The 26,129-nt window shown below is 72.5% G+C and carries 24 protein-coding genes and 1 tRNA gene; 21 read left to right on the top strand and 4 right to left on the bottom strand.

Annotation, left to right across the window (positions count from 1 at the left end; translation table 11 throughout):
- Positions 1–3 precede the first annotated feature (3 nt).
- On the bottom strand, positions 4–579 hold the full coding sequence (locus ACXVGS_RS12635; protein WP_458534872.1) for a DUF5655 domain-containing protein: 576 nt from the start codon (positions 577–579) through the stop codon (positions 4–6).
- A gap of 8 nt (positions 580–587) precedes the next feature.
- Positions 588–1,157, bottom strand: a complete 570-nt coding sequence (locus tag ACXVGS_RS12630) for an AAA family ATPase (protein ID WP_458530790.1) — start codon at positions 1,155–1,157, stop codon at positions 588–590.
- 121 nt (positions 1,158–1,278) lie between these two features.
- Between ACXVGS_RS12630 and hisF the strand changes: the two genes are divergently transcribed.
- Complete coding sequence (gene hisF, locus ACXVGS_RS12625; RefSeq protein WP_458530791.1) at positions 1,279–2,052, top strand: imidazole glycerol phosphate synthase subunit HisF; 774 nt, start codon at positions 1,279–1,281, stop codon at positions 2,050–2,052.
- Between the two features lie 53 nt (positions 2,053–2,105).
- On the opposite strand, the gene ACXVGS_RS12620 is transcribed toward hisF, so the two are convergent.
- Positions 2,106–2,747: a TIGR03085 family metal-binding protein gene (locus tag ACXVGS_RS12620; protein WP_458530792.1), complete on the bottom strand. Its 642-nt coding sequence runs from the start codon at positions 2,745–2,747 to the stop codon at positions 2,106–2,108.
- Positions 2,748–2,816: 69 nt separating this feature from the next.
- Here ACXVGS_RS12620 and ACXVGS_RS12615 point away from each other — a divergent pair, with 69 nt between their 5' ends.
- From ACXVGS_RS12615 to pyk, 17 genes are all read left to right on the top strand, one after another.
- The gene (locus tag ACXVGS_RS12615) at positions 2,817–4,673 is read left to right on the top strand and encodes an ABC transporter ATP-binding protein (RefSeq protein WP_458534875.1); all 1,857 of its coding nucleotides are present in this window, start codon (positions 2,817–2,819) and stop codon (positions 4,671–4,673) included.
- On the top strand, positions 4,670–6,487 hold the full coding sequence (locus ACXVGS_RS12610; protein ID WP_458537010.1) for an ABC transporter ATP-binding protein: 1,818 nt from the start codon (positions 4,670–4,672) through the stop codon (positions 6,485–6,487). The genes ACXVGS_RS12615 and ACXVGS_RS12610 overlap by 4 nt, the downstream gene beginning before the upstream one ends.
- Positions 6,488–6,506: 19 nt before the next feature.
- Positions 6,507–6,878, top strand: a complete 372-nt coding sequence (hisI, locus tag ACXVGS_RS12605; protein ID WP_458530751.1) for a phosphoribosyl-AMP cyclohydrolase — start codon at positions 6,507–6,509, stop codon at positions 6,876–6,878.
- Complete coding sequence (locus ACXVGS_RS12600; protein ID WP_458530752.1) at positions 6,871–8,400, top strand: anthranilate synthase component I; 1,530 nt, start codon at positions 6,871–6,873, stop codon at positions 8,398–8,400. Before hisI ends, ACXVGS_RS12600 begins: the two co-directional genes overlap by 8 nt.
- Positions 8,397–9,065 (top strand): Trp biosynthesis-associated membrane protein, encoded by a 669-nt coding sequence (locus ACXVGS_RS12595; protein ID WP_458530753.1) that lies wholly within the window; start codon positions 8,397–8,399, stop codon positions 9,063–9,065. The genes ACXVGS_RS12600 and ACXVGS_RS12595 overlap by 4 nt, the downstream gene beginning before the upstream one ends.
- A 123-nt stretch (positions 9,066–9,188) precedes the next feature.
- A complete protein-coding gene (locus ACXVGS_RS12590) occupies positions 9,189–9,416 on the top strand; it encodes an HGxxPAAW family protein (RefSeq protein WP_141788571.1) in 228 nt (75 codons plus the stop codon).
- A 175-nt stretch (positions 9,417–9,591) separates the two neighbouring features.
- Positions 9,592–9,924: a CD225/dispanin family protein gene (locus tag ACXVGS_RS12585; protein ID WP_458537009.1), complete on the top strand. Its 333-nt coding sequence runs from the start codon at positions 9,592–9,594 to the stop codon at positions 9,922–9,924.
- Positions 9,925–9,968: 44 nt separating this feature from the next.
- Positions 9,969–10,388, top strand: a complete 420-nt coding sequence (locus ACXVGS_RS12580) for a DUF2752 domain-containing protein (RefSeq protein WP_458532279.1) — start codon at positions 9,969–9,971, stop codon at positions 10,386–10,388.
- Positions 10,389–10,458: 70 nt separating this feature from the next.
- Positions 10,459–11,274, top strand: a complete 816-nt coding sequence (gene trpC / locus ACXVGS_RS12575; protein ID WP_458530756.1) for an indole-3-glycerol phosphate synthase TrpC — start codon at positions 10,459–10,461, stop codon at positions 11,272–11,274.
- A complete protein-coding gene (gene trpB / locus ACXVGS_RS12570; protein WP_458532280.1) occupies positions 11,274–12,545 on the top strand; it encodes a tryptophan synthase subunit beta in 1,272 nt (423 codons plus the stop codon). The genes trpC and trpB overlap by 1 nt, the downstream gene beginning before the upstream one ends.
- Positions 12,539–13,351 (top strand): tryptophan synthase subunit alpha, encoded by an 813-nt coding sequence (trpA, locus tag ACXVGS_RS12565; protein ID WP_458530761.1) that lies wholly within the window; start codon positions 12,539–12,541, stop codon positions 13,349–13,351. Before trpB ends, trpA begins: the two co-directional genes overlap by 7 nt.
- 4 nt (positions 13,352–13,355) lie before the next feature.
- Positions 13,356–13,841: a MauE/DoxX family redox-associated membrane protein gene (locus tag ACXVGS_RS12560; RefSeq protein ID WP_141788565.1), complete on the top strand. Its 486-nt coding sequence runs from the start codon at positions 13,356–13,358 to the stop codon at positions 13,839–13,841.
- The gene (locus ACXVGS_RS12555) at positions 13,838–14,584 is read left to right on the top strand and encodes a DsbA family protein (RefSeq protein ID WP_458530758.1); all 747 of its coding nucleotides are present in this window, start codon (positions 13,838–13,840) and stop codon (positions 14,582–14,584) included. The genes ACXVGS_RS12560 and ACXVGS_RS12555 overlap by 4 nt, the downstream gene beginning before the upstream one ends.
- Positions 14,581–15,591 carry a prolipoprotein diacylglyceryl transferase gene (gene lgt / locus ACXVGS_RS12550; protein ID WP_458533255.1) on the top strand — a complete coding sequence of 337 codons (1,011 nt, stop codon included), beginning with the start codon at positions 14,581–14,583 and terminating at the stop codon, positions 15,589–15,591. Before ACXVGS_RS12555 ends, lgt begins: the two co-directional genes overlap by 4 nt.
- A 123-nt stretch (positions 15,592–15,714) precedes the next feature.
- Positions 15,715–20,259: a glutamate synthase large subunit gene (gene gltB, locus ACXVGS_RS12545; protein WP_458537008.1), complete on the top strand. Its 4,545-nt coding sequence runs from the start codon at positions 15,715–15,717 to the stop codon at positions 20,257–20,259.
- Positions 20,252–21,709 carry a glutamate synthase subunit beta gene (locus ACXVGS_RS12540; RefSeq protein WP_458530975.1) on the top strand — a complete coding sequence of 486 codons (1,458 nt, stop codon included), beginning with the start codon at positions 20,252–20,254 and terminating at the stop codon, positions 21,707–21,709. The genes gltB and ACXVGS_RS12540 overlap by 8 nt, the downstream gene beginning before the upstream one ends.
- Positions 21,710–21,790: 81 nt before the next feature.
- The gene (gene pyk, locus ACXVGS_RS12535) at positions 21,791–23,242 is read left to right on the top strand and encodes a pyruvate kinase (RefSeq protein ID WP_458530976.1); all 1,452 of its coding nucleotides are present in this window, start codon (positions 21,791–21,793) and stop codon (positions 23,240–23,242) included.
- A gap of 28 nt (positions 23,243–23,270) precedes the next feature.
- On the opposite strand, the gene ACXVGS_RS12530 is transcribed toward pyk, so the two are convergent.
- The gene (locus ACXVGS_RS12530; protein ID WP_458535726.1) at positions 23,271–23,873 is read right to left on the bottom strand and encodes an ester cyclase; all 603 of its coding nucleotides are present in this window, start codon (positions 23,871–23,873) and stop codon (positions 23,271–23,273) included.
- A gap of 102 nt (positions 23,874–23,975) precedes the next feature.
- Between ACXVGS_RS12530 and ACXVGS_RS12525 the strand changes: the two genes are divergently transcribed.
- The 3 genes from ACXVGS_RS12525 to ACXVGS_RS12515 all read left to right on the top strand — a co-directional run bounded on the left by ACXVGS_RS12525 (position 23,976) and on the right by ACXVGS_RS12515 (position 26,045).
- Positions 23,976–24,058, top strand: a tRNA-Leu gene (locus ACXVGS_RS12525).
- 43 nt (positions 24,059–24,101) lie between these two features.
- Entirely contained in the window at positions 24,102–24,764 is a 663-nt protein-coding gene (locus tag ACXVGS_RS12520) for an ANTAR domain-containing response regulator (RefSeq protein ID WP_458532716.1), read from the top strand.
- A gap of 147 nt (positions 24,765–24,911) precedes the next feature.
- Positions 24,912–26,045, top strand: coding sequence for a branched-chain amino acid ABC transporter substrate-binding protein (locus ACXVGS_RS12515; protein WP_458530979.1), 1,134 nt, complete (start codon positions 24,912–24,914; stop codon positions 26,043–26,045).
- Positions 26,046–26,129: the final 84 nt, after the last annotated feature.

The following is a 26,129-nucleotide window of genomic DNA, read 5'->3' as shown; positions in this document are numbered from 1 at the left end:
CGCTCAGCCGTTCTGGGCGTAGGCGACCTCGAGCAGCGGCTCGAGCGAGCGGACGTCGTTGTCGTCGGCGTCCGCCTCGAGGTGCAGCCAGTGCGTCGCCTGCCCGAACCCCTTCGCCGGGGACAGCCGGTCGTCCTCGGGCACGCCGTCGCGGAAGCGGAAGCCGACCCGCAGCGTGCCCCGCGGCCCCGGCGCCACGGCGACGAACTGGGTCCGGCGCACCACCGGCGCGTATCCGCTGCGGCCCTGCACGCTGGTGTCCTCGCCCTGGGCCAGCGCGAGGGCGACCACCGCGTCGTGGAGCGGGCGCAGCCCTGCCTTCGACCCGGCATACAGGGCGTCGGCATACTCCTCCACCGTCGGCTCAACCCACCCGGCATCGCGCGCGGCCGCGTCCGCGATCGCCCACTGGGAGTTCTGCGGGACGCCGTGCACATCCTTCAGCCAGCGGCGGACCTCGTTCTGCTGCAACGGGTCCAGCCCGGACTCGCGCACCAGCCGCACCCACTCCTCCAGAGGCCGACCGGTGCGCTCGGCCAGCGAGGAGGACACCGCCGCCATCATGTCCGCAGGCTCCATGGGCGCCATCATGCCCCGGCCGGCGCCGGGTCGGTGTCCACCACGAGGTCGGCCCGCCGGCGTGTCCCCTCCGCGGCGAAGTGGGTCCGCTCCTGCGCCGCCCAGCGCTCCCAGTGCGGGCGGTAGGTCTCCCCGTCCCGGTGCAACCCCCGGGCGCGCCGTACCTTCGGTGAAGCCTCCATCCACACCAGCACCGACAGCCACGGCGCGCAGGCCCGCGCGCCGCAGCCGACGCCCTCGACCACCAGGACCGGCGCGGCGGGCACCTCGTGGGCCTCCGCGAACGTGCCCCGGTCCCAGTCGAAGCGCCGGTATGCCGCCCGCTCACCCCGGGCGAGCGGCGCGAGGACGCCATCGCGCAGCAGGGGCACGGCGGCCTCGAGGCCGTCCCAGCCGGGGTAGATGTCGTCCATGCGGACCACCTGCGCGCCCCCGAGCCGGGCCGCCAGCGCCGCCGCGAAGGTGGACTTGCCGGACCCGCTCGGCCCGTCGACGGCGACGACCACCGTTGTCCCGCAACGCGGTTCGGCGTCGGCCGCCAGTGCGACGGCGCGGTCGAGCGCGTCGGCGGCCGACACAGGGCCGGGTTGTGGACCGGGTTGCGGGCCCGGGTGGGCGCCCCGCGGAGTGGGGGAGGGCATGGCCCGGAGGCTAGCCGCCGCGGCTGGGCCGGGGCAGGGCCGTCGGTAGGCTGCGGTCGTGAGTGTTGCCATCCGCGTCATCCCCTGCCTCGACGTCGACGCCGGACGCGTCGTCAAGGGCGTCAACTTCCTGAACCTCCGTGACGCGGGCGACCCGGTCGAGCTGGCCAAGCGCTACGACGAGCAGGGTGCCGACGAGCTGACCTTCCTCGACGTCACGGCGAGCAGCGGCAACCGCGAGACCACCTACGACCTGGTCCGGCGCACCGCCGAGCAGGTCTTCATCCCGCTCACCGTCGGTGGCGGTGTGCGCTCCGTGGACGACGTGGACCGGCTGCTGCGGGCCGGGGCCGACAAGGTCGGCGTCAACACCGCCGCGATCGCCCGCCCGGAGCTCATCGCCGAGATCGCCGACCGGTTCGGCTCCCAGGTGCTGGTCCTGTCCGCCGACGTGCGCCGCCGGCGCGACGACTCCGGGGCGCCCACGGGCGGCTTCGAGGTGACGACCCACGGTGGCCGCCAGGGCACCGGCATCGACGCGGTGGAGTGGTGCGCCCGCGCGGCCGCGCTGGGGGCCGGGGAGATCCTGCTCAACTCCATGGACGCCGACGGCACCAAGGACGGCTTCGACGTGCCGCTGGTCGACGCGGTGCGCTCGGAGATCACGATCCCGCTGATCGCCAGCGGCGGCGCGGGCAAGGTCGAGGACTTCACGCCGCCCGTCGCGGCCGGCGCCGACGCGGTGCTCGCCGCGAGCGTGTTCCACTACGGAGAGCTGACGATCGGCCAGGTCAAGGACGAGCTGCGCGCCCACGGCTACCCGGTCCGCTGACGCCTTCCCCCGACCCGTTGCACTGACCCGGTCCGCCGGGGCCGCGCGCCCGCTCAGGTGATGCCCAGCCGTCCCAGCCCGAAGCCGGTCACGGCCTCGTCCGGCCCGGTGACCTCCACGTCGGCCACGTCACGGCGGCCGTAGGCCAGCAGCATCAGCTCCCCGGGCTCGCCGCGGAGCACGACCGTGCCCCGGGCCGTCGGCGCCTTGACCGCCTGCCGGCCGTGCGACGGGGTGACGAGCACGACCCCGACCGGGACCCGCCGGAACATCAGCCGCGCGGTGGCCGACAGGCTGCGCCACAGGGCGGCCTCGAGCTCCGCGCCGCGCTCCCGCTTCTGCCAGCCGGGCCGGGCGCGCAGCACGTCCTCGTGGTGGATGTAGAACTCGGGCAGGTTCGTGCGCTCGTCGAGCTCGGGGACGCGGGTGAACCACCAGGGCGGCGGACCGGAGCGCACGAGGTCCACCAGCTCGCCCCACGGCATACCGGCGTAGCCGTCCATCACGTGCTTGTTGTGGCGTTCGAGGGGGCCCAGCCAGATCCCGAACGCGGCGTCCGGGCGGCGCTCGCGCACCACGAGGTGCGCCGCGAGGTCGCGGGTGCGCCACGGCGGGCACAGGGTCGGGGCATCCGGGCCGACCCGCTCGAAGGTCTCGCAGAGGGCCGCTCGTTCGCTCCGGGCGCAGCGCGTCATGGACGCATCCTGTCACCGCACCGTGAGAGGCTGGGAGCCTTCCCCGTTCACCCCTCCCAGGAGGTCGCTGTGGCCAGCGCGTCCACGCCCACGTTGCGCCGCGGGCTCGCCGTCGTGGGCCGTGGCATCCGGCAGCAGCGGGGATGGTTCGCCCTGGCCGTGGTGGGCAGTGCGCTCTACGCGGTGATGACCGTCGGCACCGCCTGGGTCATCGGCAAGGTCGTCCACGAGATCGTGGCCCCTGCGATCGCGGCCCACCACGTCACCGCCGCGCAGCTGTGGCAGGCCGGGTTCATGGTCGGCACGGTCGTGGTGCTCAACGTCGTCGGCGTGGTCGTGCGTCGCGTCGCTGCCGGCATCACCTTCTACAACCTCAGCGCGACCTATCGCCGCCGCGTCACCCGGCAGTACCTCCGCCTCCCGCTGTCGTGGCACCACCGCCACCCCTCCGGGCAGCTGCTGTCCAACGCCAACGCCGACGTCGAGGCCGCGTGGCAGGTGTTCAACCCGCTGCCGATGGCGGTCGGCGTCATCATCATGCTCGTCGTCGGTGCCGTCGAGATGTTCCTCGTCGACCCGGTGCTCGCGGCGGTCGGGCTGACCGTGTTCCCCGCGCTGTTCCTGGCCAACCTGGCCTTCCAGCGGCGCATGTCCCCCCGGGTCACGGCCGCGCAGCAGCTGCGCGCCGAGGTCTCCGAGGTCGCCCACGAGAGCTTCGAGGCGGCGATGGTGGTCAAGGCGCTCGGCCGCGAGCAGGAGGAGGCGGCGCGGTTCGAGCACGTCACCCGCCGGCTTCAGGCCGCCAACGTCGAGGTCGGGCGCACCCGCGGCACGTTCGACCCGGTCATCGAGGCGATCCCCACGCTGGGCACGCTGACCGTCCTCGCGATCGGCACCGCCCGCGTGGCCGGCGGCCAGCTCAACGCCGCCGAGGTCGTGCAGGTGGCCTACCTGTTCTCCATCCTGTCCTTCCCGGTGCGTGCCCTCGGCTGGGTGCTGGCCGAGCTGCCGCGCACCGTCGTCGGCTGGGAGCGCATCGACGCGGTCCTGCAGGCCCGGGGCGAGATGCCGTACGGCGAGCGGCGGCTCCCGACCGAGGGGCCCACTCCGGTGCGGGTCGAGTCCGCGTCCTACGCCTACGACGTCAGCCGGACCGGCGTCGACGGCGAGCTCGTGGCCGAGTCCAACCCCGCCGTCCGCGAGGTCACCCTCGAGGTCCCCGCCGGCGGCACCTCCGCGCTGGTCGGGCCCACCGGCTCGGGCAAGTCGACGCTGGCCTCGCTCATGGTCCGGCTGGTCGACCCCGACTCGGGCACGGTCACCCTCGACGGGGTCGACCTGCGCGACCTGGCGCACGGCGGCGTGCCCGAGGTGGCCGCCCTCGTGGCCCAGGCGACGTTCATGTTCGAGGGGACCGTGCGCAGCAACGTCACGCTCGGCGAGGACCACAGTGACGAGGCGGTCTGGAACGCCCTGCGCATCGCCCAGGCCGACGGCTTCGTCGCAGCGCTGCCCGAGGGCATCGACACCCCGGTGGGGGAGCGCGGCGCCAGCCTGTCCGGCGGGCAGCGGCAACGGATCGCCCTGGCCCGCGCGGTGATCCGCCGGCCTCGGCTGCTCGTGCTCGACGACGCGACCAGCGCGGTCGACCCCAGCGTGGAGCAGGCGATCCTCGCCGCCCTGCGCGACTCCAGCCTGGGCACCACCGTCCTGGTGGTCGCCTACCGGATGGCCACGATCGCGCTCGCGGACGACGTGGTCTACCTCGAGCACGGCCGGGTCGTCGACCACGGGACCCACGAGGAGCTTCTCGACCGGTGCGGGGGCTACGGCCGGCTGGTCACGGCATACGCCCGGGAGGCCGCGGAGCGGGCGGCGGTCGCCGCCGACGAGGAGGACAGCGTGAGTGCGGGGGAGCAGGCATGAGCCTGGGGTCGCGGTCGCAGCCGCTACCGGACACGTCGGGCATCGACAGCTCGGCCCAGCTCGGCACCGCCGACACGCTGCGGCGCGGGGTCGAGCTGAGCCCCGAGCTGCGCAAGGGCATCGGGGTGACCCTGGCCCTGGCGCTGGTCTCCACCATCGGCCGGGTGCTCGTGCCGTTCGTCGTCCAGCAGACCACAGACCGCGGCATCCTCGCGCCCGGCGGTCCCGACGTGGCGCTCGTCGTGCGCATGGTGCTGCTCGCCGCGGTGGCCGTCATGGCGACCGGGGTGACGTCCTACTTCGTCAACGTGCGGCTCTTCCGCGCCTCCGAGGCGGGGCTGGCGACGTTGCGGCTCAAGGCGTTCCGGCATATCCACGACCTGTCGGTGCTCACCCAGAACACCGAGCGCCGCGGGTCGCTCGTCTCCCGCGTGACCAGCGACGTCGACACCATCTCGATGTTCGTGCAGTTCGGCGGGCTGATGCTGATGATCTCGGTCGGCCAGCTGCTGGTGACGACGGTTCTGATGGTCATCTACTCCCCGGCGCTCGCCGGGCTGGTGTGGCTGTGCTTCCTGCCGCTGTTCGTCCTGATCCGCCGGTTCCAGGGCATGGTCGGCCGGGCGTTCACGCTGGTGCGCCAGCGCGTCGGCGAGCTGCTCGGCGCGGTCTCCGAGGCGGTCGTGGGGGCGGCGACGATCCGCGCCTACGGCGTGGAGGACCGCACCGCGGCGCGCATCGACGAGGCCATCGCCAACCACCGCACCGCCGCGATCCGGGCCCAGGTGCGCGCGGTCCTGTCGTTCACCACCGGGCAGCTCGTCTCCGGACTGACCACGGCCGCGGTGATCGTCGTCGGCACGGTCCTGGCCGTCCACGACCGGCTCACCCTGGGCGAGCTGCTGGCGTTCCTGTTCCTGGTCAACCTGTTCACCCAGCCGGTCCAGACTGCCAGCGAGATCCTCAACGAGATGCAGAACGCCGTCGCCGGCTGGCGCCGGGTCATCGGCGTCATCGACACCCCGGCCGACATCTCCGACCCCGGCGAGGACGGCCAGCGCCTGCCCCGAGGGCCGATCACCGTGGACTTCGACGGGGTGACCTACGCCTACCCCGGCGGGCCGCCGGTCCTGCGCGACGTGCACCTCGCGATCGCACCGCGCTCGCGGGTGGCCATCGTCGGCGAGACCGGCTCGGGCAAGACCACGCTGGCCAAGCTGCTCACCCGGCTCATCGACCCCAGCGAGGGCGCGGTGCGCATCGACGGCGTCGACCTGCGCCAGGTGCGCTTCGACTCGCTGCGCGGCCGGGTCGTGCTGGTGCCGCAGGAATGGTTCCTCTTCGACGCGCCGCTGATCGACAACATCCGCTTCGGCCGGCCCGAGGCCACCGACGCCGAGGTCGAGCTGGCGCTGACCGAGCTGGGCCTGGACGCCTGGCTCGAGGGGCTGCCGCAGGGCCTGGAGACCGAGGTCGGCCAGCGTGGGGAGTCGTTGTCGGCGGGGGAGCGGCAGCTCGTCGCGCTCGCCAGGGCCTACCTCGCCGACCCCGACCTGCTCGTCCTCGACGAGGCGACCTCCGCGGTCGACCCGGCCACCGAGGTCCGGCTGCAGCGGGCGCTGGACGGCCTCACCCGCGGCCGCACCTCGATCGCCATCGCCCACCGGCTGTCCACCGCCGAGGCGGCCGACGAGGTCGTGGTCGTCGACAAGGGCGAGATCGTGGAGCGCGGTCCGCACCGTGAGCTGGTCGGCGCCGGTGGCGTCTACTCCCGCCTGCACGCCTCATGGGTCGCGCAACAGCGGGGTGTGTAGGCACGGCAGAATGGGGCAGGTGCCAGGCCCTTCCCCCCTCGACCCCGCCGTCGCCGCGCGCCTCAAGCGCGACGCCGACGGCCTCGTCTGCGCCGTGGTCCAGCAGCACGACACCCATGAGGTCCTCATGGTCGGCTGGATGGACGACGAGGCGCTGCACCGCACCCTGACCTCTGGCCGCGTGACCTTCTGGTCCCGCAGCCGTCAGGAGTACTGGCGCAAGGGAGACACCTCCGGGCACGCCCAGCACGTGCACTCCGTCGCCCTCGACTGCGACGGCGACGCCCTGCTCGTCCAGGTCGACCAGGTCGGCGCGGCCTGCCACACCGGCTCGCGCACCTGCTTCGAGGGTCGCGACCTCGCCGCGGTGCGGGGGCAGCGCGATGTCTGAGCCCGACCTGCGCTACGGCGTCACCTGGCCGGGACTGGACACGTTCACCGAGCTGGCCCGGGACCGCCGGGTCATCCCGGTGGTGCGCCGGCTGCTGGCCGACGCCGAGACCCCGGTGGGGGTCTATCGGAAGCTCGCCCAGGACCGTCCCGGCACGTTCCTGCTTGAGTCGGCCGAGCACGGCGGGGTGTGGTCGCGCTACTCCATCGTCGGCGCCCGCAGCCACGCCACGCTGACCGAGCACGAGGGCCAGGCCCACTGGATCGGCACGCCGCCGGTGGGGGTGCCCACCGGCGGCAACCCGGTCGAGGCCCTGCGCGACACCGTCGCTGCCCTGGCGACCGAGCCCATCCCCGGCCTGCCCCCGCTGACCGGCGGCATGGTGGGCGCGATCACCTACGACGCCGTGCGCCGCTGGGAGAAGGTGCCCGACGGCACGCCCGACGAGCTGCACCTGCCCGAGCTGGCGATGATGCTGGCCACCGACCTGGCCGTGCTCGACCACGCCGACGGCTCGTTGCTGCTGGTCGCCAACGCCATCAACTACGACGCCACCGACGAGCGGGTGGAGGAGGCCTGGCGCGACGCGGTCGAGCGGCTCGACGCGATGACCGCCGACCTGGCCGCGTCGGCGCCGAGCACCGTCGCGGTGGTCGAGCCGACCGCCCCGGAGGCCACGAGCAACCGCACCCCGGACGAGTTCTTCGCCATGGTCGAGGCCGGCAAGGAGGCGATCCGGGCCGGTGAGGTCTTCCAGGTCGTGCTCTCGCAGCGGTTCTCGGTGCCCTGCCCGGCCGACGCGCTCGATGTCTACCGCGTGCTGCGGGCCTCCAACCCCAGCCCGTACATGTACCTCCTGCGCCTCCCGGCACCCGACGACACGGCATACGACGTCGTCGGCTCCAGCCCCGAGGCGCTGGTGAAGGTGACCGGCCGGCGGGCCATCACCCACCCGATCGCCGGCTCGCGGCCGCGCGGGGCGACCCCGGAGGCGGACGTGGCCAACGGCGAGGACCTGCTCGCCGACGCCAAGGAGCGCTCCGAGCACGTGATGCTGGTCGACCTCTCACGCAACGACCTGCAGCGGGTGTGCGAGGCCGGCACGGTCGACGTGGTGGAGTTCATGACGATCCGCCGCTACAGCCACATCATGCACCTGGAGTCGACCGTCGTCGGCGAGATCTGCCCGGACCGGAGCGCCTACGACGTGCTCGCGGCGACGTTCCCGGCGGGCACCCTGTCGGGGGCGCCCAAGCCGCGGGCGATGGCGCTGATCGACGAGCTCGAGCCGAGCCGTCGTGGGCTGTACGGCGGCGTCGTCGGCTACCTCGACTTCCACGGTGACCTCGACATGGCGATCGCGATCCGCACCGCGGTGATCCGCGACGGCGTCGCGCACGTGCAGGCGGGCGGTGGCATCGTCGCCGACTCGGTCCCGCAGCTGGAGTTCGAGGAGAGCGTCAACAAGGCCGCCGCCGCGCTGCGTGCCGTGGCCTCGGCGTCCGGGCTGAGGGCGCCGTGACCCGCCTGACCTCCAAGCGCGTCGTCCTCCTGCTGGTGCTGCTGGGGGCGGGCGTCCTGCTCGTCACCGGCTCGCGCACCTGGCTGGAGGGCTCGGTCAGTGACGCGGTGCTGGGCGCGAGCATGGTCCACGGCACCGGCTCGAAGGTCGCGCCCGGCGTCCTGGCCGCGGCCCTGGTCGGCGCCGCCTCTGCCGTGGCGGCGGCCACCGCCGGCCGGGTGGTGCGGGTGGTCGCGAGCGTCGCGGCGCTGCTCGCTGGCGTGCTCGCCCTCGTGGTCATCGGCATCGTGGTCGCCGACCCCGGCGCCGCGCTCGGCCGCCTCGCCGCCTCGAGCACCGGCCGCACCGGCTCGGTCCCCGCGCACGGCACGCTGACCGTGTGGGTCTGGGTCGCCGGCCTCGCGGCGCTGGCGGTGACCCTGGGCGGGCTGGCCGCCCTGGCCGGCGGCCGGCGGTGGGCCGGCCTGTCCAGCCGGTATGACGTGCCGTCGCCCGCCGCCGCAGCCGTCCCCGGCTCGCACGACGACGCCGGCAGTCCCGGTGCGGGCAGTCCCGGCGGCGCGCGGGAGCCGGAGTCCGGTGCCTCGCCTGCTCCCCGGCGCCCGGAGCGTGAGGTGTCGGCCTGGGAGCGCATCTCCCGGGGCGAGGACCCCACCCAGGAGTGAGCCGGACTGGGCAGGGCTGAGCCCGGGTGGCGTGACGGGCACCCGCCCGCCCGCTGTGCGCTCGCGCTCACGACGCTGACACAATGTCCCCCAACGTCAGACCGCACAAGGAGAAGAACCCTCATGGCCGAGCACGGACACGGACACAGCGTCGCTGCCTGGACCGCCGTCACCATCCTGCTGGTCGCGTCGGCGATCATGTCCCTGGCCGTCGTCCTCGCGTCCGTGTGGATGTTCGTCGCCGGTGGTGTCCTCGTCCTCGTCGGCGTCATCGCCGGCAAGGTGCTCGCGATGGCCGGCTTCGGCCAGCACAAGCCGGAGGCCGCGGAGGGCACGACCGCGATCCGCTGACGTCACGGCCCGCCAGGACGCCCGGACCGCGCTGCGGCCCGGGCGTCATGCTGCCCGGGTGTCCCCGCTGCCGCCGGGCGCGCGTGTCTCGTGGACTTGTGTGGTGCCTGTGCGGCTAGGGTCGGGGCGCAGATGCGCCAGACCGGTGCGCACCGACGAACAGGGGACCACCTCCATGTCCGACTACGGCCAGACGCCGCCGCCCCCTCCGCCGCCGCCCGCCCAGGGCATGCCCGGCCAGGGCCCCGCTGGTGCGCCGCCGAAGAACTACCTGGTGCAGTCGATCCTCGCCTGCATCCTGTGCTGCGTGCCCCTGGGCATCGTGGCGATCGTCTTCGCCTCCCAGGTCAACAGCAAGTGGCAGGCCGGTGACTACGCTGGGTCCCAGCAGGCCTCGCAGCGTGCCAAGACCTGGACCATCGTCACGGTGGTGGTGGGCATCATCGCGATCGCCATCGCGGTGCCGTTCCAGCTCAACGCCGCCAAGAACGGCATGGCCACCAACTAGCACCGCCACCGTCGCCGGTGGCGGCGGAGCCGGAGGAAGAGCCCGTGTCCACACCTGCAGCACTGCGGTCGTGGCGCGGGCTCTTCCTGCCGTTGGCGGTCGGCGCGGCCGGGGTGGCGGCCACGGCATACCTCGCGGCGGTTGACCCGAACCAGCCCGGGCACTACCCGACCTGCCCTTTCCTGGCCGTCACCGGCTGGTACTGCCCCGGGTGCGGGTCGCTGAGGGCGCTGCACGACCTGGCCCACCTCGACCTCGCCGGTGCCCTGGCCCGCAACCCGTTCGCCGTGCTGGTCGTGCCCTACCTGCTGATGTCGTGGGTGCTGTGGGTCGAACGCACCGTGACCGGGCGGGTGCCGCGCCGGGTCGCCCCGGGGTGGAGCATCTGGGTGCTGCTGGCCGGCATCGTCGCGTTCTGGGTCCTGCGCAACGTGCCGGGCTGGACCGCGCTCTCGCCGGCTTGAGAGCGCCCGGCCGGGCGCACTCGTGCGGGGTCGATTCGGACGGACGGGACGGCGCGGCTAGCCTTGACGGGTGTCCAGCGTTCTTGACGAGATCATCGACGGAGTCCGGGAGGACCTCGCGGTCCGGCAGGCGCGCACGTCCCTGGACGAGCTCAAGGCACGGGTCGCCAGGGTGGATCCGCCCAAGGACGGGTTCGCGGCGCTGAGCGCGCCTGGGGGCGTCAAGGTGATCGCCGAGGTCAAGCGCTCCAGCCCGAGCAAGGGCGCTCTCGCGATGATCGCGGACCCGGCCGGCCTGGCCGCCGACTACGCCGCCGGTGGCGCCAGCGTGATCAGCGTGCTGACCGAGCAGCGCCGCTTCGGCGGCAGCCTCGACGACCTCGCCGCGGTGCGCGCCGCGGTCGACGTCCCGGTGCTGCGCAAGGACTTCATGGTCTCCTCCTACCAGGTGTGGGAGGCGCGGGCCTGGGGCGCCGACGTGATCCTCCTGATCGTCGCCGCCCTCGACCAGGACACCCTCGTCGGCCTGCGGGAGCGGGCCGAGTCCCTCGGCATGACCGCCCTCGTCGAGGTGCACGATGAGGAGGAGGCCGAGCGGGCGGTCGCCGCAGGCGCGCGCGTCATCGGCGTCAACGCCCGCAACCTCAAGACCCTCGAGGTCGACCGGTCGACCTTCGCGCGGGTCGCGCCGATGATCCCCGCCGGCATCGTCAAGGTCGCCGAGTCCGGCGTCCGCGGTCCGCACGACGTCCTCGAATACGCCCGCTCGGGCGCCGGCGCCGTGCTCGTGGGGGAGAGCCTCGTGACCGGTGGCCACCCGCGCGAGGCCGTGGCCGACCTGATCGCCGCAGGTGCTCACCCGGCACTGCGCAAGCAAGGAGTGTGATGAGCCAGTCCCAGCCCTCGCACCGCGAGGGGCGCTTCGGCGCGTATGGCGGTCGCTTCGTCCCTGAGGCCCTCGTGGCCGCGCTCGAGCAGCTCGACGAGGCCCGGAAGAAGGCCGCGGTCGACCCCGCATTCCAGGGTGAGCTCGAGCGGCTGCACCGGACCTACACCGGTCGGCCCAGCCTCATCACGGAGGTGCCCCGGTTCGCCGAGCACGCCGGCGGTGCCCGCATCCTGCTCAAGCGCGAGGACCTCAACCACACCGGCTCGCACAAGATCAACAACGTGCTCGGCCAGGCGCTGCTGACCAAGCGGATGGGCAAGAGCCGGATCATCGCCGAGACCGGTGCCGGCCAGCACGGCGTTGCCAGCGCCACCGCCGCGGCGCTGCTCGGGCTGTCCTGCACCGTCTACATGGGCGAGAAGGACACGAAGCGGCAGGCGCTCAACGTCGCGCGCATGCGCCTGCTCGGCGCCGAGGTGGTGCCCGTCTCGACCGGCAGCGCCACGCTCAAGGACGCGATCAACGAGGCCATGCGTGACTGGGTGACCAACGTCGCCGACACGCACTACCTCATCGGCACCGTCACCGGCCCGCACCCGTTCCCCGAGATGGTGCGCGACTTCCACCGCGTCATCGGCGTCGAGGCGCGGGCCCAGGTGCTCGACCTCGTCGGCCGGCTGCCCGATGCCGTCTGCGCCTGCGTCGGCGGCGGCTCCAACGCGATGGGCATCTTCCACCGCTTCATCGACGACGCCTCGGTGCGGCTGGTCGGCCTCGAGGCCGGCGGCGAAGGGGTCGACACCGGCCACCACGCCGCCCGGTTCAGCACCGGGGTGCCTGGTGTGCTGCACGGCGCCTACACCTACGTGCTGCAGGACGAGGACGGCCAGACGCTGGAGTCCCACTCTGTCTCGGCCGGACTGGACTACCCCAGCGTCGGCCCGGAGCACGCGTTCCTCAAGGACTCCGGACGGGCCGAGTACTACCCGGTGACCGACACCGAGGCGATGGACGCGTTCGCGCTGCTGTGCCGCACCGAGGGCATCATCCCGGCGATCGAGAGCGCCCACGCCCTCGCCGGTGCCATCAGGATCGGCCGCGAGCTCGGCCCTGACGGCATCGTGCTGGTCAACCTCTCCGGCCGAGGGGACAAGGACGTCGACACCGCTGCGCGCTGGTTCGGGCTCATCAGCGAGGAGGAGCTGGTCGAGGCCGAGCAGCTCAAGGCGGAGGAACCGGTCGAGCAGGCCGAGGGGAGTGGCTGGTGAGCAGCGTCGCGGAGGTCCTTGAGCGGACCCGGACCGAGGGGCGTGCGGCCCTGGTCGGCTACCTGCCGGTCGGCTACCCCGACGTGCCCGGCTCGATCGAGGCCATGGTCGCCATGGTCGAGGCCGGGGTCGACATCGTCGAGATCGGCGTGCCCTACACGGACCCGCTGATGGACGGGCCGGTGATCCAGCACGCGGTCGACGCTGCGCTCAAGGGCGGCACCCGCCTGGCCGACGTGTTCACCGCCGTCCGGGCAGTCGCCGGCGCCGGGGCCCCGGCGCTGGTCATGACCTACTGGAACCCGGTCCTGCGCTACGGCGTGGACCGTTTCGCCGCCGACCTCAAGGCGGCCGGTGGTGCCGGCCTCATCACCCCCGACCTCATCCCGGACGAGGCCGGGGAGTGGATCGACGCCGCCACGCGCAACGACCTCGACCGGGTCTTCCTCGTCGCACCGAGCTCGACCGACGAGCGCCTGCGCAGCACTGCCGAGGCGTGCCGCGGCTTCGTCTACGCCACCGCGGTCATGGGCGTCACCGGCGCCCGCGCGGCGGTCGGGGACGCCGCCGAGGACCTCGTCACCCGGGCCCGTGCCGCGACCGACAAGCCGGTCTGCGTCGGGCTGGGCGTCTCCACCGGTGCCCAGGCGGCCGAGGTCGGTGCCTTCGCCGACGGTGTCATCGTCGGGTCCGCCCTGGTGCGCGCCCTGTCCGACGCCGAGGCGGGCGGCGACCGGGCCGCCGGCATCGCCGCGCTCCGTGACCTCGCCGCTGAGCTGGCCGCCGGTGTCCGCAAGGGTCGCTGAGGCCGTGGCGTCCCGGCGGGGGGAGCGGCGCGCCGACCTGGTGGGCCTCGTGGCCCGGCTCGCGCTCGGTGGCGTCCTCGTGGTGGCCGGAGGGCTGAAGGTGGCCTCCCCGGCCCAGTCGGCCATGGCCGTGCGGGCCTACCAGCTGCTGCCCTACGACCTCGCCGGGGTCATCGGGCACGCCCTGCCGGTCTTCGAGATCCTCCTCGGGCTGCTGCTGCTCGCCGGGCTGTTCACCCGGGTGGCCGCGGTGCTCGGCGGCCTGCTCATGGTCGCCTTCGAGATCGGCATCATCTCGGCCTGGGCCCGCGGACTGTCCATCGACTGCGGCTGCTTCGGAGGCGGGGGAACCATCGCGGCCTCCCAGACGCACTACCTCTCGGAAGTCCTCCGCGACGCCGGGCTGCTGCTCTGCGCCGCGTGGCTGACCGTCCGGCCACGCACCGCGTACGGCCTCGACCACCGTCTGTTCGGACAGGAGCACGCATGACCTCGCGACCCGACGCCTCGGCCAAGCTCAAGGCCGCCGCGCCGAAGCAGGGCCCCAACCGCATCCTCATCGGGGGCATCGTCGCCGCAGTGGCGATCATCGGCATCGTGCTCGCGGTGATCCTCGGGAGCAGCAGCAGCGGCTCGAGCGGCGCGAGCGGCTCCTCGGCCCTGCCCCAGGGCGCCACCGGCACCGGCGGCGGGATCGTCGCCAACGCCTCGACCGCCAAGGCGGGTGCCCCGACCCTGGACCTCTACGAGGACTTCCAGTGCCCGGTGTGCGGCAAGCTCGAGCAGGTCTTCGGCCAGCAGATCTCCTCGATGGCCAAGGCCGGTGACATCAAGCTGGTCGTGCACATGATGAGCTTCCTCGACGCCAAGCTCGGCAACGACTCCTCGGTCCGTGCGGCCGCGGCGGCGGCGTGTGCCGCCGACCAGGGCAAGTTCCTCGACTACCACGGGGTGGTCTACGCCAACCAGCCCGCGCAGGAGGGGGCCGGCTACACCGACGCCGACCTCATGGGCTTCGCCAGCAAGGCCGGCCTCAGCGGCTCCGCGCTGACCACCTGGACGAAGTGCTTCGACGCCAAGGCGCACCTGGGCTACGCCAAGGACGTCGAGACCGCGGCCGAGAAGGCCGGCGTCTTCTCCACGCCCACGCTGAAGCTCAACGGCAAGGACCTGCCGCTGCAGCAGCTCTCGCAGCAGTACCTCACCGACCAGGTCAAGGCAGCCACGAAGTGACCACCGCCCTGGCCGCGAGCATCCCCAGCCCGACGCAGGGCGTGTGGTACCTCGGGTTCTTCCCGATCCGGGCCTACGCGATGTGCATCCTGGCCGGCATCGTCGTCGCCGTCTGGATCACCCAGCGCCGCCTGGAGGACCGCGGCGGCAGGCCCGGCCAGGCGCTGGACGTCGCGGCCTGGGCGGTGCCGTTCGGCATCGTGGGCGGCCGGCTCTACCATCTGGCGACCTCCTGGCAGCCCTACTTCGGGCCGGGCGGCCACCCGATGGACGCATTCAAGGTGTGGAACGGCGGCCTGGGCATCTGGGGCGCGGTCGCGCTGGGCGCCGTCGGCGCCTGGATCGGGTGCCGGCGCCAGCACGTCCGCTTCCTGGACTTCATCGACGCGGCCGCCCCGGGTGTGGCCGTCGCCCAGGCGTTCGGACGCTGGGGCAACTGGTTCAACAACGAGCTCTACGGCGGGCGCACCTCGCTGCCCTGGGGCCTGGAGATCCACCAGTGGGACCAGGCCGCGGGCAAGGCGGTCGTGGACGCCTCCGGAAAGCCGGTGGTGCTCGGCACCTTCCAACCCACGTTCCTCTACGAGTCGCTCTGGTGCCTGCTGATCGCCCTGGCGATCGTGCTCCTCGAGCGGCGGCTGCGTGCCGCCGGCCGCCCGCTCGTCCCGGGCCGGGTGTTCGCCCTCTACGTCATGCTCTACACCGCCGGTCGGCTGGTCATCGAACTGATGCGCACCGACGAGGCCAACCACATCCTCGGGCTGCGTCTCAACGTGTGGACCTCCGTCCTCGTGTTCCTGTTCGGCCTCGCGCTGTGGTGGCGCTTCGGCCGGCGGGCCGCGGCCGCTGAGGCGGCCACCCCGGAGGCCGGCGAGGACCGGGTCCCGACCGAGGACGCCGAGGTCAGCGCGGGGGAGGCGACCGTGCCCGCAGGCCCGGCGGCCCGGCATACCACCGACGCGGGGGCGCGTGCTGCGGACCGGGGTTCGTCTCACGATCCGGACTGATCTGTCCCAGCTGTCAGGACATCGCCACTCTCGGCTATTCTGCTCGGACCACGCTGGCCAACGCCGTCCAGCCGGTGCCCGAGTGCTCCTCGTGACAGTTTCAAGGACGGTGACTTCGCAGCCATGTCTGCCTTCTCGCGCTTCTCCGCGCAGCCCGCGAACCAGGGGCTGTACAGCTCCGCGAACGAGCACGACGCCTGCGGCGTGGCCCTCGTCGCCACGATGCGGGGCAGTGCCGGGCACGACATCGTCGACCATGCCCTGACGGCGCTGCGCAACCTCGAGCACCGCGGCGCGACCGGCGCCGACCCGGAGGTCGGCGACGGCGCCGGCATCCTCACCCAGGTCCCCGACGCCTTCCTGCGCGAGGTCGTCGACTTCGAGCTGCCCGCCCAGGGCGCGTATGCCGTGGGTATCGCCTTCCTGCCGGTCGAGCCGCAGGAGCAGGCGCACACCGTCGCGACGATCGAGGACCTGGCCGCCGAGGAGGGCCTGCGGGTCCTCGGCTGGCGCGACGTGCCGGTCGACGCCGACCTGGTGGGGGAGACCGCCCGGGCGTGCATGCCGGTGTTCCGCCAGCTGTTCGTCACCGCCGCCGCGGGCCGGGTCGTCGGCCTGGGCCTGGAGCGGATGGCGTTCTGCCTGCGCAAGCGTGCCGAGCGCGAGGCCGAGGTCTACTTCCCGTCGCTGTCGTGTCGCACCCTCGTCTACAAGGGGATGCTCACCACGGGCCAGCTCGAGCCGTTCTTCCCCGACCTGTCCGACCGCCGGTTCGCCACCGAGCTCGCGCTGGTCCACTCCCGCTTCTCGACCAACACCTTCCCGTCCTGGCCGCTGGCCCACCCCTACCGGCTGATCGCCCACAACGGCGAGATCAACACCGTCAAGGGCAACCGCAACTGGATGCGTGCCCGCGAGAGCCAGCTGGCCAGCGACATCATCCCCGGCGACCTCGAGCGCCTCTTCCCGATCTGCACCCCTGAGGCCTCGGACTCGGCCAGCTTCGACGAGGCCCTGGAGCTGCTGCACCTCGGCGGCCGCTCCCTGCCGCACGCCGTGCTCATGATGATCCCGGAGGCGTGGGAGAACCATGCCGAGATGGATCCCGCGCGCCGGGCGTTCTACGAGTTCCACTCCACGTTCATGGAGCCCTGGGACGGTCCCGCCTGCGTGACGTTCACCGACGGCACTGTCATCGGCGCCGTGCTGGACCGCAACGGCCTGCGCCCCGGCCGCTACTGGGTGACCGACGACGGCCTGGTGGTGCTCGCCTCCGAGGCTGGTGTCCTCGAGCTGGAGCCGGAGCGGGTCGTGCGCCGCGGGCGGCTGCAGCCCGGGCGGATGTTCCTCGTCGACACCGAGCACGGCCGGATCGTCAGCGACGACGAGGTCAAGGCCTCCCTGGCTGCGGAGAACCCCTACGACGAGTGGCTGCACGCCGGCCTGATCCACCTCGCCGACCTGCCCGAGCGTGAGCACATCGTGCACACCGCGGCGTCGGTGGCCCGGCGCCAGCAGACGTTCGGCTACACCCAGGAGGAGCTCAAGATCCTGCTCTCGCCGATGGCGAGGACCGGCGGCGAGCCGCTGGGGTCGATGGGCACGGACACCCCGATCGCAGTGCTCTCGGACCGCCCGCGGCTGCTGTTCGACTACTTCACCCAGCTGTTCGCCCAGGTCACCAACCCGCCGCTGGACGCCATCCGCGAGGAGCTGGTCACCTCCCTGGGCACGGTCATCGGCCCCGAGGGCAACGCGCTCACCGCGACCCCGGCCCACGCCCGGCAGGTCGTGCTGCCGTTCCCGGTGATCGACAACGACGACCTGGCCAAGATCGTCCACATCAACGCCGACGGCGACCTGCCCGGCTACGCCACCCACGTGGTCAAGGGCCTGTACGACGTGTCCGCCGGCGCGGCCGCGATGCAGGCCCGGCTGGAGGAGATCTTCGCCGAGGTGTCGGAGGCCATCGCCGGGGGAGCGCGCTTCGTGGTGCTCTCCGACCGAGACTCCGGCCGTGACCTCGCCCCGATCCCGTCGCTGCTGCTGACCTCCGCCGTCCACCACCACCTGATCCGGGAGAAGACCCGCACCCAGGTCGGCCTCATCGTCGAGGCCGGTGACGTGCGCGAGGTGCACCACGTCGCCCTGCTCATCGGCTACGGCGCGGCGGCGGTCAACCCCTACCTGGCCATGGAGACCGTCGAGGACCTCGTCCGCTCCGGCCAGCTCGCCGACGTCAGCGCCGAGAAGGCCGTGGCCAACCTCATCAAGGCGCTGGGCAAGGGCGTGCTGAAGGTGATGTCCAAGATGGGCATCTCCACCGTGGCGTCCTACCGCGGCGCGCAGGTCTTCGAGGCGATCGGCCTGTCCGCGGAGCTGGTCCAGCGCTACTTCACCGGCACCGTCACCCAGCTCGGCGGCGTCGACCTCGAGGTGCTCGCAGCCGAGGCCGCCGCCCGCCACGCCCGCGCCTACCCGCCGGATGGCGTGCGGCTGCCGCACCGCAAGCTCGAGGTCGGCGGGGAGTACCAGTGGCGCCGCGAGGGCGAGCCGCACCTGTTCGACCCCGAGACCGTCTTCCGGCTCCAGCACTCCACCCGGGCCCGTCGCTTCGACGTCTTCCGGCAGTACACCGCGCGCGTCGACGAGCAGTCGGAGCGGCTCATGACCCTGCGTGGCCTGTTCGAGCTGGCCTCCGAGGGGCGGACCCCTGTGCCGCTGGACGAGGTCGAGCCGGTCAGCGAGATCGTCAAGCGCTTCAACACCGGCGCGATGAGCTACGGCTCGATCAGCCAGGAGGCGCACGAGACGCTGGCGGTGGCGATGAACAACCTCGGCGGCCGCTCCAACACCGGCGAGGGCGGCGAGGACGTCGACCGGCTGCTCGACCCGGCCCGGCGCTCGCGGATCAAGCAGGTCGCCTCGGGCCGGTTCGGTGTCACCAGCCTCTACCTGACCCAGTCCGACGACATCCAGATCAAGATGGCCCAGGGCGCCAAGCCGGGCGAGGGCGGCCAGCTTCCGGGCCACAAGGTCTACCCGTGGGTGGCCAGGACGCGGCACTCGACACCGGGCGTGGGCCTGATCTCCCCGCCGCCGCACCACGACATCTACTCGATCGAGGACCTGGCCCAGCTGATCCACGACCTCAAGAACGCCAACCCGCAGGCGCGCGTGCACGTCAAGCTCGTCTCCGAGGTCGGCGTCGGCACGGTCGCGGCGGGGGTCTCCAAGGCGCACGCCGACGTGGTGCTGATCTCCGGCCACGACGGAGGCACCGGCGCCTCCCCGCTGACCTCGCTCAAGCACGCGGGCGCCCCCTGGGAGCTCGGCCTGGCCGAGACCCAGCAGACGCTGGTGCTCAACGGCCTGCGCGACCGGATCGTGGTGCAGGTCGACGGCCAGCTCAAGACAGGACGCGACGTGGTCATCGCCGCGCTGCTCGGCGCCGAGGAGTTCGGCTTCGCCACGGCTCCGCTGGTGGTCAGCGGCTGCATCATGATGCGCGTCTGCCACCTCGACACCTGCCCGGTCGGCATCGCCACCCAGAACCCCGAGCTGCGGGCTCGCTTCTCCGGCAAGCCGGAGTTCGTCGAGACCTTCTTCGAGTACATCGCCGAGGAGGTCCGCGAGCACCTCGCCGCGCTGGGCTTCCGCAGCATCGACGAGGCGGTCGGCCAGGTCTCGCTGCTCGACACGGCCCGGGCGGTGGAGCACTGGAAGGCCAGCGGCCTGGACCTGACCCCGATCCTCACCGAGGTCGTGCCCACGGACGGCTCCGCGCGGTACAACACCGCCGGCCAGGACCACGGCCTGGAGAAGGCGCTCGACCACACCCTCATCCAGCTCAGCCAGGACGCGCTGCAGCGCGGGGAGCCGGTGCGGGTCGAGCTGCCGGTGCGCAACGTCAACCGCACCGTCGGCACGATGCTCGGGCACGAGGTGACCAAGGCCCACCCCGAGGGACTGCCCGACGGCACCATCGACATCTCCCTCAACGGTTCCGCCGGTCAGTCGCTGGGCGCGTTCCTGCCCCCCGGGGTGACCATCCGGCTGTTCGGCGACGCCAACGACTACGTCGGCAAGGGCCTGTCCGGCGGCCGGGTGGTGGTCCGCCCCGAGCGCGGCGCCTCGCTGACCGCCGAGCACAACGTCATCGCCGGCAACGTCATCGGCTACGGCGCGACGACCGGTGAGGTGTTCCTGCGCGGCCAGGTGGGCGAGCGGTTCTGCGTGCGCAACTCCGGCGCGACCGCCGTCGTGGAGGGTGTGGGCGACCACGGCTGCGAGTACATGACGGGTGGCACCGTCCTCGTGCTCGGCCCGACCGGCCGCAACTTCGCCGCCGGTATGTCGGGTGGCGTGGCCTACGTCCTCGACCTGCGCCCCGAGCGGGTCAACACCGAGCTCGTCGACCTCACCCCGCTGCGGGAGAGCGACGAGAAGGCGGTCCATGAGCTGCTCACGCGGCATCGGGAGTGGACCGACTCCGCCGTGGCGGCACGCCTGCTGGCGGACTGGGACAACGTCAAGAGCCGCTTCACGCTCGTGCTGCCACGCGACTACCAACGCGTGCTCGACGTGCGGGCTGCGGCCGAGTCCGAGGGACTCGACCCCAACGGCACCCAGGTGTGGGAGCGGATCATGGAGGCTTCTCGTGGCTGACCCTCAGGGTTTCCTGACGACGCGTGAGCGTGAGCTGCCGACTCGCCGGCCGGTGCCGGTCCGGATCAAGGACTGGCGCGAGGTCTACGAGGAGCAGGAGGTCGCGCAGCTGCAGCGCCAGGCCGGGCGTTGCATGGACTGCGGCATCCCCTTCTGCCACAACGGCTGCCCGCTGGGCAACCTCATCCCGGAGTGGAACGACCTGGCCTGGAAGGGCGACTGGCGCGAGGCGATCGAGCGCCTGCACGCCACGAACAACTTCCCGGAGTTCACCGGCCGGCTCTGCCCGGCGCCGTGCGAGACCGCCTGCGTGCTGGGCATCAACCAGCCCGCGGTGACGATCAAGCAGGTCGAGTTGACCACCATCGAGCGGGCGTTCGACTCCGGCACGGTCACGCCGCAGCCGCCGGAGCGGCTCTCCGGCAAGACCGTGGCCGTCGTGGGCTCGGGCCCGGCCGGCCTGGCCGCCGCCCAGCAGCTGACCCGGGCGGGGCACACCGTCGCGGTGTTCGAGCGTGAGGACAAGCCCGGCGGCCTGCTGCGCTACGGCATCCCCGAGTTCAAGATGGAGAAGTCCGTCCTGGACCGGCGCCTGGAGCAGATGAAGGCCGAGGGCACCCGCTTCCGCAGCGGTGTCAGCGTCGGCCAGGACATCACCGGCGCGCAGCTGCGCCAGCGCTACGACGCGGTGGTCCTGGCCGTCGGCGCCACCGTGCCGCGCGACCTGCCGGTGCCCGGCCGTGAGCTGGGCGGCATCGTCCAGGCGATGGACTTCCTCCCGCCGGCCAACCGGGTCGCCCTGGGGGAGCAGGTGGAGGACCAGGTGGTGGCCACCGGCAAGGACGTCATCATCATCGGCGGCGGCGACACCGGCGCGGACTGCCTCGGCACCGCGATCCGGCAGGGCGCCCGCTCCATCACCCAGCTGGAGATCATGCCCCGCCCGCCGCAGGACCGCCCCGCCGGGCAGCCGTGGCCGACCTACCCGATGCTCTTCCGCGTGGCCAGCGCCCACGAGGAGGGCGGCGACCGGGTCTACGCGGCCAGCACCAAGGAGGTCCTCGGTGACGAGGACGGCAACGTGCGCGCGCTGCGGGTGGTCGAGGTCGAGATGGGGGAGAAGGGCTTCGCCGAGGTCGAGGGCTCCGAGCGGGAGATCCCGGCCCAGCTGGTTCTGCTGGCCATGGGCTTCCTCGGCCCCCAGGGCACCGGCGTGGTCGAGCAGCTCGGCGTCGAGCTCGACGAGCGCTCGAACATCAAGCGGGGCAAGGACTTCCAGACCTCCGTGCCGGGTGTCTTCGTCGCCGGCGACGCCGGACGCGGGCAGTCGCTGATCGTCTGGGCCATCGCCGAGGGACGGGCCGCCGCGCACGGCGTCGACGCGTTCCTCACCGGCTCCTCGGCCCTGCCGAGGCCGATCAACCCCACGGACCGTCCGCTCATCGTCTGAGGATGTCCGCCTGTCGGGACCGGCCGCCCCCAGGGGGTGGCCGGTTCCGTGCTACGGGCCGGTAACCCATAGGGTTTGACCATGCGCCGCGCCAAGATCGTCTGCACGTTGGGACCAGCCACCTCCTCGGCGGAGCGGCTCTCGGAGCTGGTCGCCGCGGGCATGGACGTGGCCCGGCTCAACCTCTCCCACGGCGCCTACGAGGACCACGAGAAGGTCTACCTCGAGGTCCGTCGCGCCAGCGACGAGTCCGGCCGCGCGGTCGGGGTCCTCGTCGACCTGCAGGGCCCGAAGATCCGCACCGGCCGCTTCGCCGACGGCCCGGTCCAGCTGGAGAACGGCGCGCGTTTCACCATCACGACCGACGACATCCTGGGCGACCAGGACCGCGTCTCGACGACCTACAAGGGCCTCCCGGGGGACGTCAGCCCCGGTGACCGGCTGCTCATCGACGACGGCAAGGTCGCGCTCGAGGCCGTCGAGGTCACCGACACCGACGTGGTCACCGTCGTCATCGAGGGCGGCACGGTCTCCAACAACAAGGGCATCAACCTGCCCGGCGTCGCGGTGAGCGTCCCCGCCCTGTCCGACAAGGACGAGGCCGACCTGCGCTGGGCCCTGCACCTGCGCGCGGACATGATCGCCCTGTCCTTCGTGCGCTCCTCCAAGGACATCGAGGACGTGCACCGGATCATGGACGAGGAGGGCGTGCGCCTCCCGGTCATCGCCAAGATCGAGAAGCCGCAGGCCGTCGACAACCTCGCCGACATCATCGAGGCCTTCGACGGGGTCATGGTCGCCCGCGGAGACCTCGGCGTCGAGCTGCCGCTGGAGCAGGTCCCGCTGGTGCAGAAGCGCGCCATCGAGATCGCCCGCCGCAACGCCAAGCCGGTCATCGTCGCCACCCAGGTGCTGGAGTCGATGATCGAGAACTCCCGGCCGACCCGTGCCGAGGCCAGCGACGCCGCCAACGCGGTCCTCGACGGGGCCGACGCCCTCATGCTCTCGGGCGAGACCAGCGTCGGCGCCTGGCCGATCGAGACGGTCAAGACGATGGCCAAGATCATCGAGAACACCGAGGAGCACGGCCTGGACCGGGTCGCCCCGCTGGGCACCAAGCCGCACACCACCGGTGGTGCGGTGACCCGGGCGGCCGCCGAGATCGGCGAGCTCGTCGGCGCGAAGTTCCTCGTCACGTTCACGACCACCGGCGACTCGGCCAAGCGGCTCTCCCGCATCCGCTCCAAGCTCCCGATGCTGGCCTTCACGCCCAACCAGGCGACCCGCTCGCAGCTGGCGCTGACCTGGGGGATCGAGACCTTCCTGGTGCCGATGGCCAAGCACACCGACCAGATGGCGCTTCAGGTTGACGTGTCCCTGCTGCAGTCCGGCCGGGCCGTCGAGGGCGACCTCGTGGTCATCGTCGCCGGCTCCCCGCCCGGCATCCCCGGCTCCACCAACGCGCTGCGGGTCCACCGCATGGGCAACGCGGTCAACCGGGTCGCCCCCGCCTACCAGGACCTCGACCTCTAGGCGGGCGCCGCTCCGGGCCGCCGCAGGCTCACGCCAGCACGGTGGGAGGCGCCTGCGGGCGCCACGCCCGGCGGGCCACCGGCGCCCCGGCGCCCGCCGCCTCCGATGACCGCGCCTTCGTCGACCCTGCCCCCGTCGACCCGGCACGTGCCGGACCGGAGGTCTCCCCGGCCGGCGGGCGGGGCGGCGTGATGACCCCGATCTGCACCATCGAGGTGAGGTCGTCACGGACCGCCCAGTGCTCGGCGAGCAGGCCGTCCACCACGCGGAACCAGTGGCAGGCATAGGAGTCGAACCGGCGCCCGGTGGCGGGGATGACCCCGTTGAGCGGGCCCAGGTTCGTGCCGGTGCTGCGGACGCGCGCCACGACGAGGTCGCCCTCGGCCACGACCTGCTCGATGCGCATGTGCAGGTCGGGGTACTGCGCGATGAGCCACTCCACGGTCTGGCGCATGTGCGCCGGGCCGTCCACCAACCCGGGCGCGGCCGGCCCGAACGGCGCGACCGCGTGCTCGATGAAGTCGTGGGCGAACAGCACGTCGCACGAGGCGAGGTGGCGCTGGTTGAAGGTCTCCTCGAAGTGGCGCCGGACGAGGGCCTTGTTGGACTCAGACGTGGGGACTCCGTCCATGCCGTCATCGTCCGGCGCGGCCGTGCGCGGTCGCACCTGCAGATGACGCAGCCCACCTCGTCCGGGTCGACGGTGCCGGACGCTATGCTGACGCCGCACCCGGCCGGGGTGGTGGAATGGCAGACACGGAGCACTCAAAATGCTTTGCCCGAAAGGGCGTGCGGGTTCAAGTCCCGCCCTCGGCACTGTTGTCAGGGCACCGGCGCCCGGCTGGCTAGGCTGGCCGTCGTGAACGACGACGCCACCACGCCGGACCCCACGCCCGCCCCCTCAGCCGAGCACACGGCATACCCGGGGGAGCAGCCGCGGCTGCGCATCGTCGTCGCGGAGGACGAGGCCCTGATCCGCATGGACCTCGCCGAGATGCTGGGGGAGTCCGGCTACGACGTCGTCGGCCAGGCCTCCAACGGCGAGCAGGCGGTCGAGCTGACCCGCGAGCTGCGCCCGGACCTCGTCATCATGGACGTCAAGATGCCGGTCCTGGACGGCATCAGCGCGGCCGAGCGGATCGGCGCCGAGCGCCTCGCCCCGGTGGTCATGCTCACGGCCTTCAGCCAGAAGGAGCTCGTCGAGCGTGCCCGGGACGCCGGGGTCATGGGCTACGTCGTCAAGCCGTTCACCGCCGGCGACCTCGCCCCGGCCATCGACATCGCCCGATCCCGCTGGAGCGAGCTGCACGCCCTCGAGCAGGAGGTGGCCGACCTCGGCGAGCGGCTCGAGACCCGCAAGCTGGTCGACCGCGCCAAGGGCGTCCTCATGAGCCGGCTCAAGGTCAGCGAGGCCGACGCGTTCCGCTGGATCCAGAAGACCGCCATGGACCGCCGGCTCGGGATGCGCGAGGTCGCCGAGGCCGTCATCAGCGGTATGCCGGGTTCGTCCGGAGGCGAGTAGACGCAAGGTCACGACACGGTCACCGTTCGGGCGCAGACGGTGCCCGCGATGCCCTGACGGGGTCTAGGGTTCCGTCAAACCTCCCGCAGAGGGGGGTCCACAGCGTTGCGCTGAGCGCTTCGCCATACGTGGCATCAGGAGGAGTTCGTGCGTTCTCTCATCAAGTTCGGCGCGCCGGTGCTGGCAGCCGCGCTCGTGCTGACCGGCTGCGGGACCAAGGGCGGCTCGAGCACCGCTTCCGGTGGCGGCACGGCCTGCGACCTCAAGATCGGCTTCTTCGGCGCCCTCACCGGTGACGCCGCCAACCTCGGCATCAACATCAAGAACGGTGCTGACCTCGCTGTCAAGCAGTACAACGAGAAGCACGCCAACTGCAAGGTGACCCTCACGACCTTCGACAGCCAGGGCGACCCGGCGCAGGCGCCGGCTCTGGCGCAGAAGGCCGTCAGCGACAAGAAGGTCATCGGCATCGTCGGCCCGGCCTTCTCGGGTGAGTCCAAGGCCGCCGACCCGATCTTCGACAAGGCGGGCCTGACCACCATCACCCCGTCGGCGACCAACCCGAAGCTGTCCCAGAACGGCTGGAAGACCTTCTTCCGCATGCTCGGCAACGACGCGACCCAGGGTCCGGCGGCCGCCAAGTACATCAAGGACACCCTCGGCGCCAAGAAGGTGTTCGTCGCCGACGACTCCTCCGAGTACGGCAAGGGCCTGGCCGACATCGTCAAGGGTGACCTCGGCTCCATGGTCGTGGGCACCGACGAGGTCCAGCAGAAGCAGACCGACTTCTCGGCGACCGTGACCAAGGTGGCGGCGTCCAACGCCGACGCCCTGTTCTACGGCGGCTACTACGCCGAGGCGGCGATCCTCGCCAAGCAGCTGCGCCAGCAGGGCTGGAAGGGCACCATCGTCGTCGGCGACGGCGTCAAGGACGACGGCTACATCAAGGCGGCGGGCGCCGCTGCCGAGGGCACCGTCATGACCTGCCCCTGCCTCCCGCCGGAGAAGGCGCCGGAGTTCCAGTCGGCGTTCAAGGCGGCCTACGGCTCCGACCCGGCCACCTACTCCGCCGAGGGCTACGACGCGGCCAACGTCTTCCTCGCGGCCATCGCCGCCGGCAAGACCAGCCTGGCCGACGTCAACAGCTTCGTGCACAACTACGACGCCAAGGGCGTGACCAAGCAGATCAAGTTCGACGCCCAGGGCGAGCCGTCCGACAAGACGGTCTGGGCCTACAAGGTCACCGGCGGCAAGATCGTGCCCGACCAGGAGATCAAGTAAGACCCTGACGTGCTGAGGGAACCGGCGACACCTGCCTTCGCCGTCAGGCCGGTCCCGCAGTAAGACGTGGCGGCCGGAGGCACC

The organism is Oryzihumus sp., from assembly GCF_054325275.1.
This window is presented reverse-complemented; position numbering and strand designations above follow the sequence as displayed.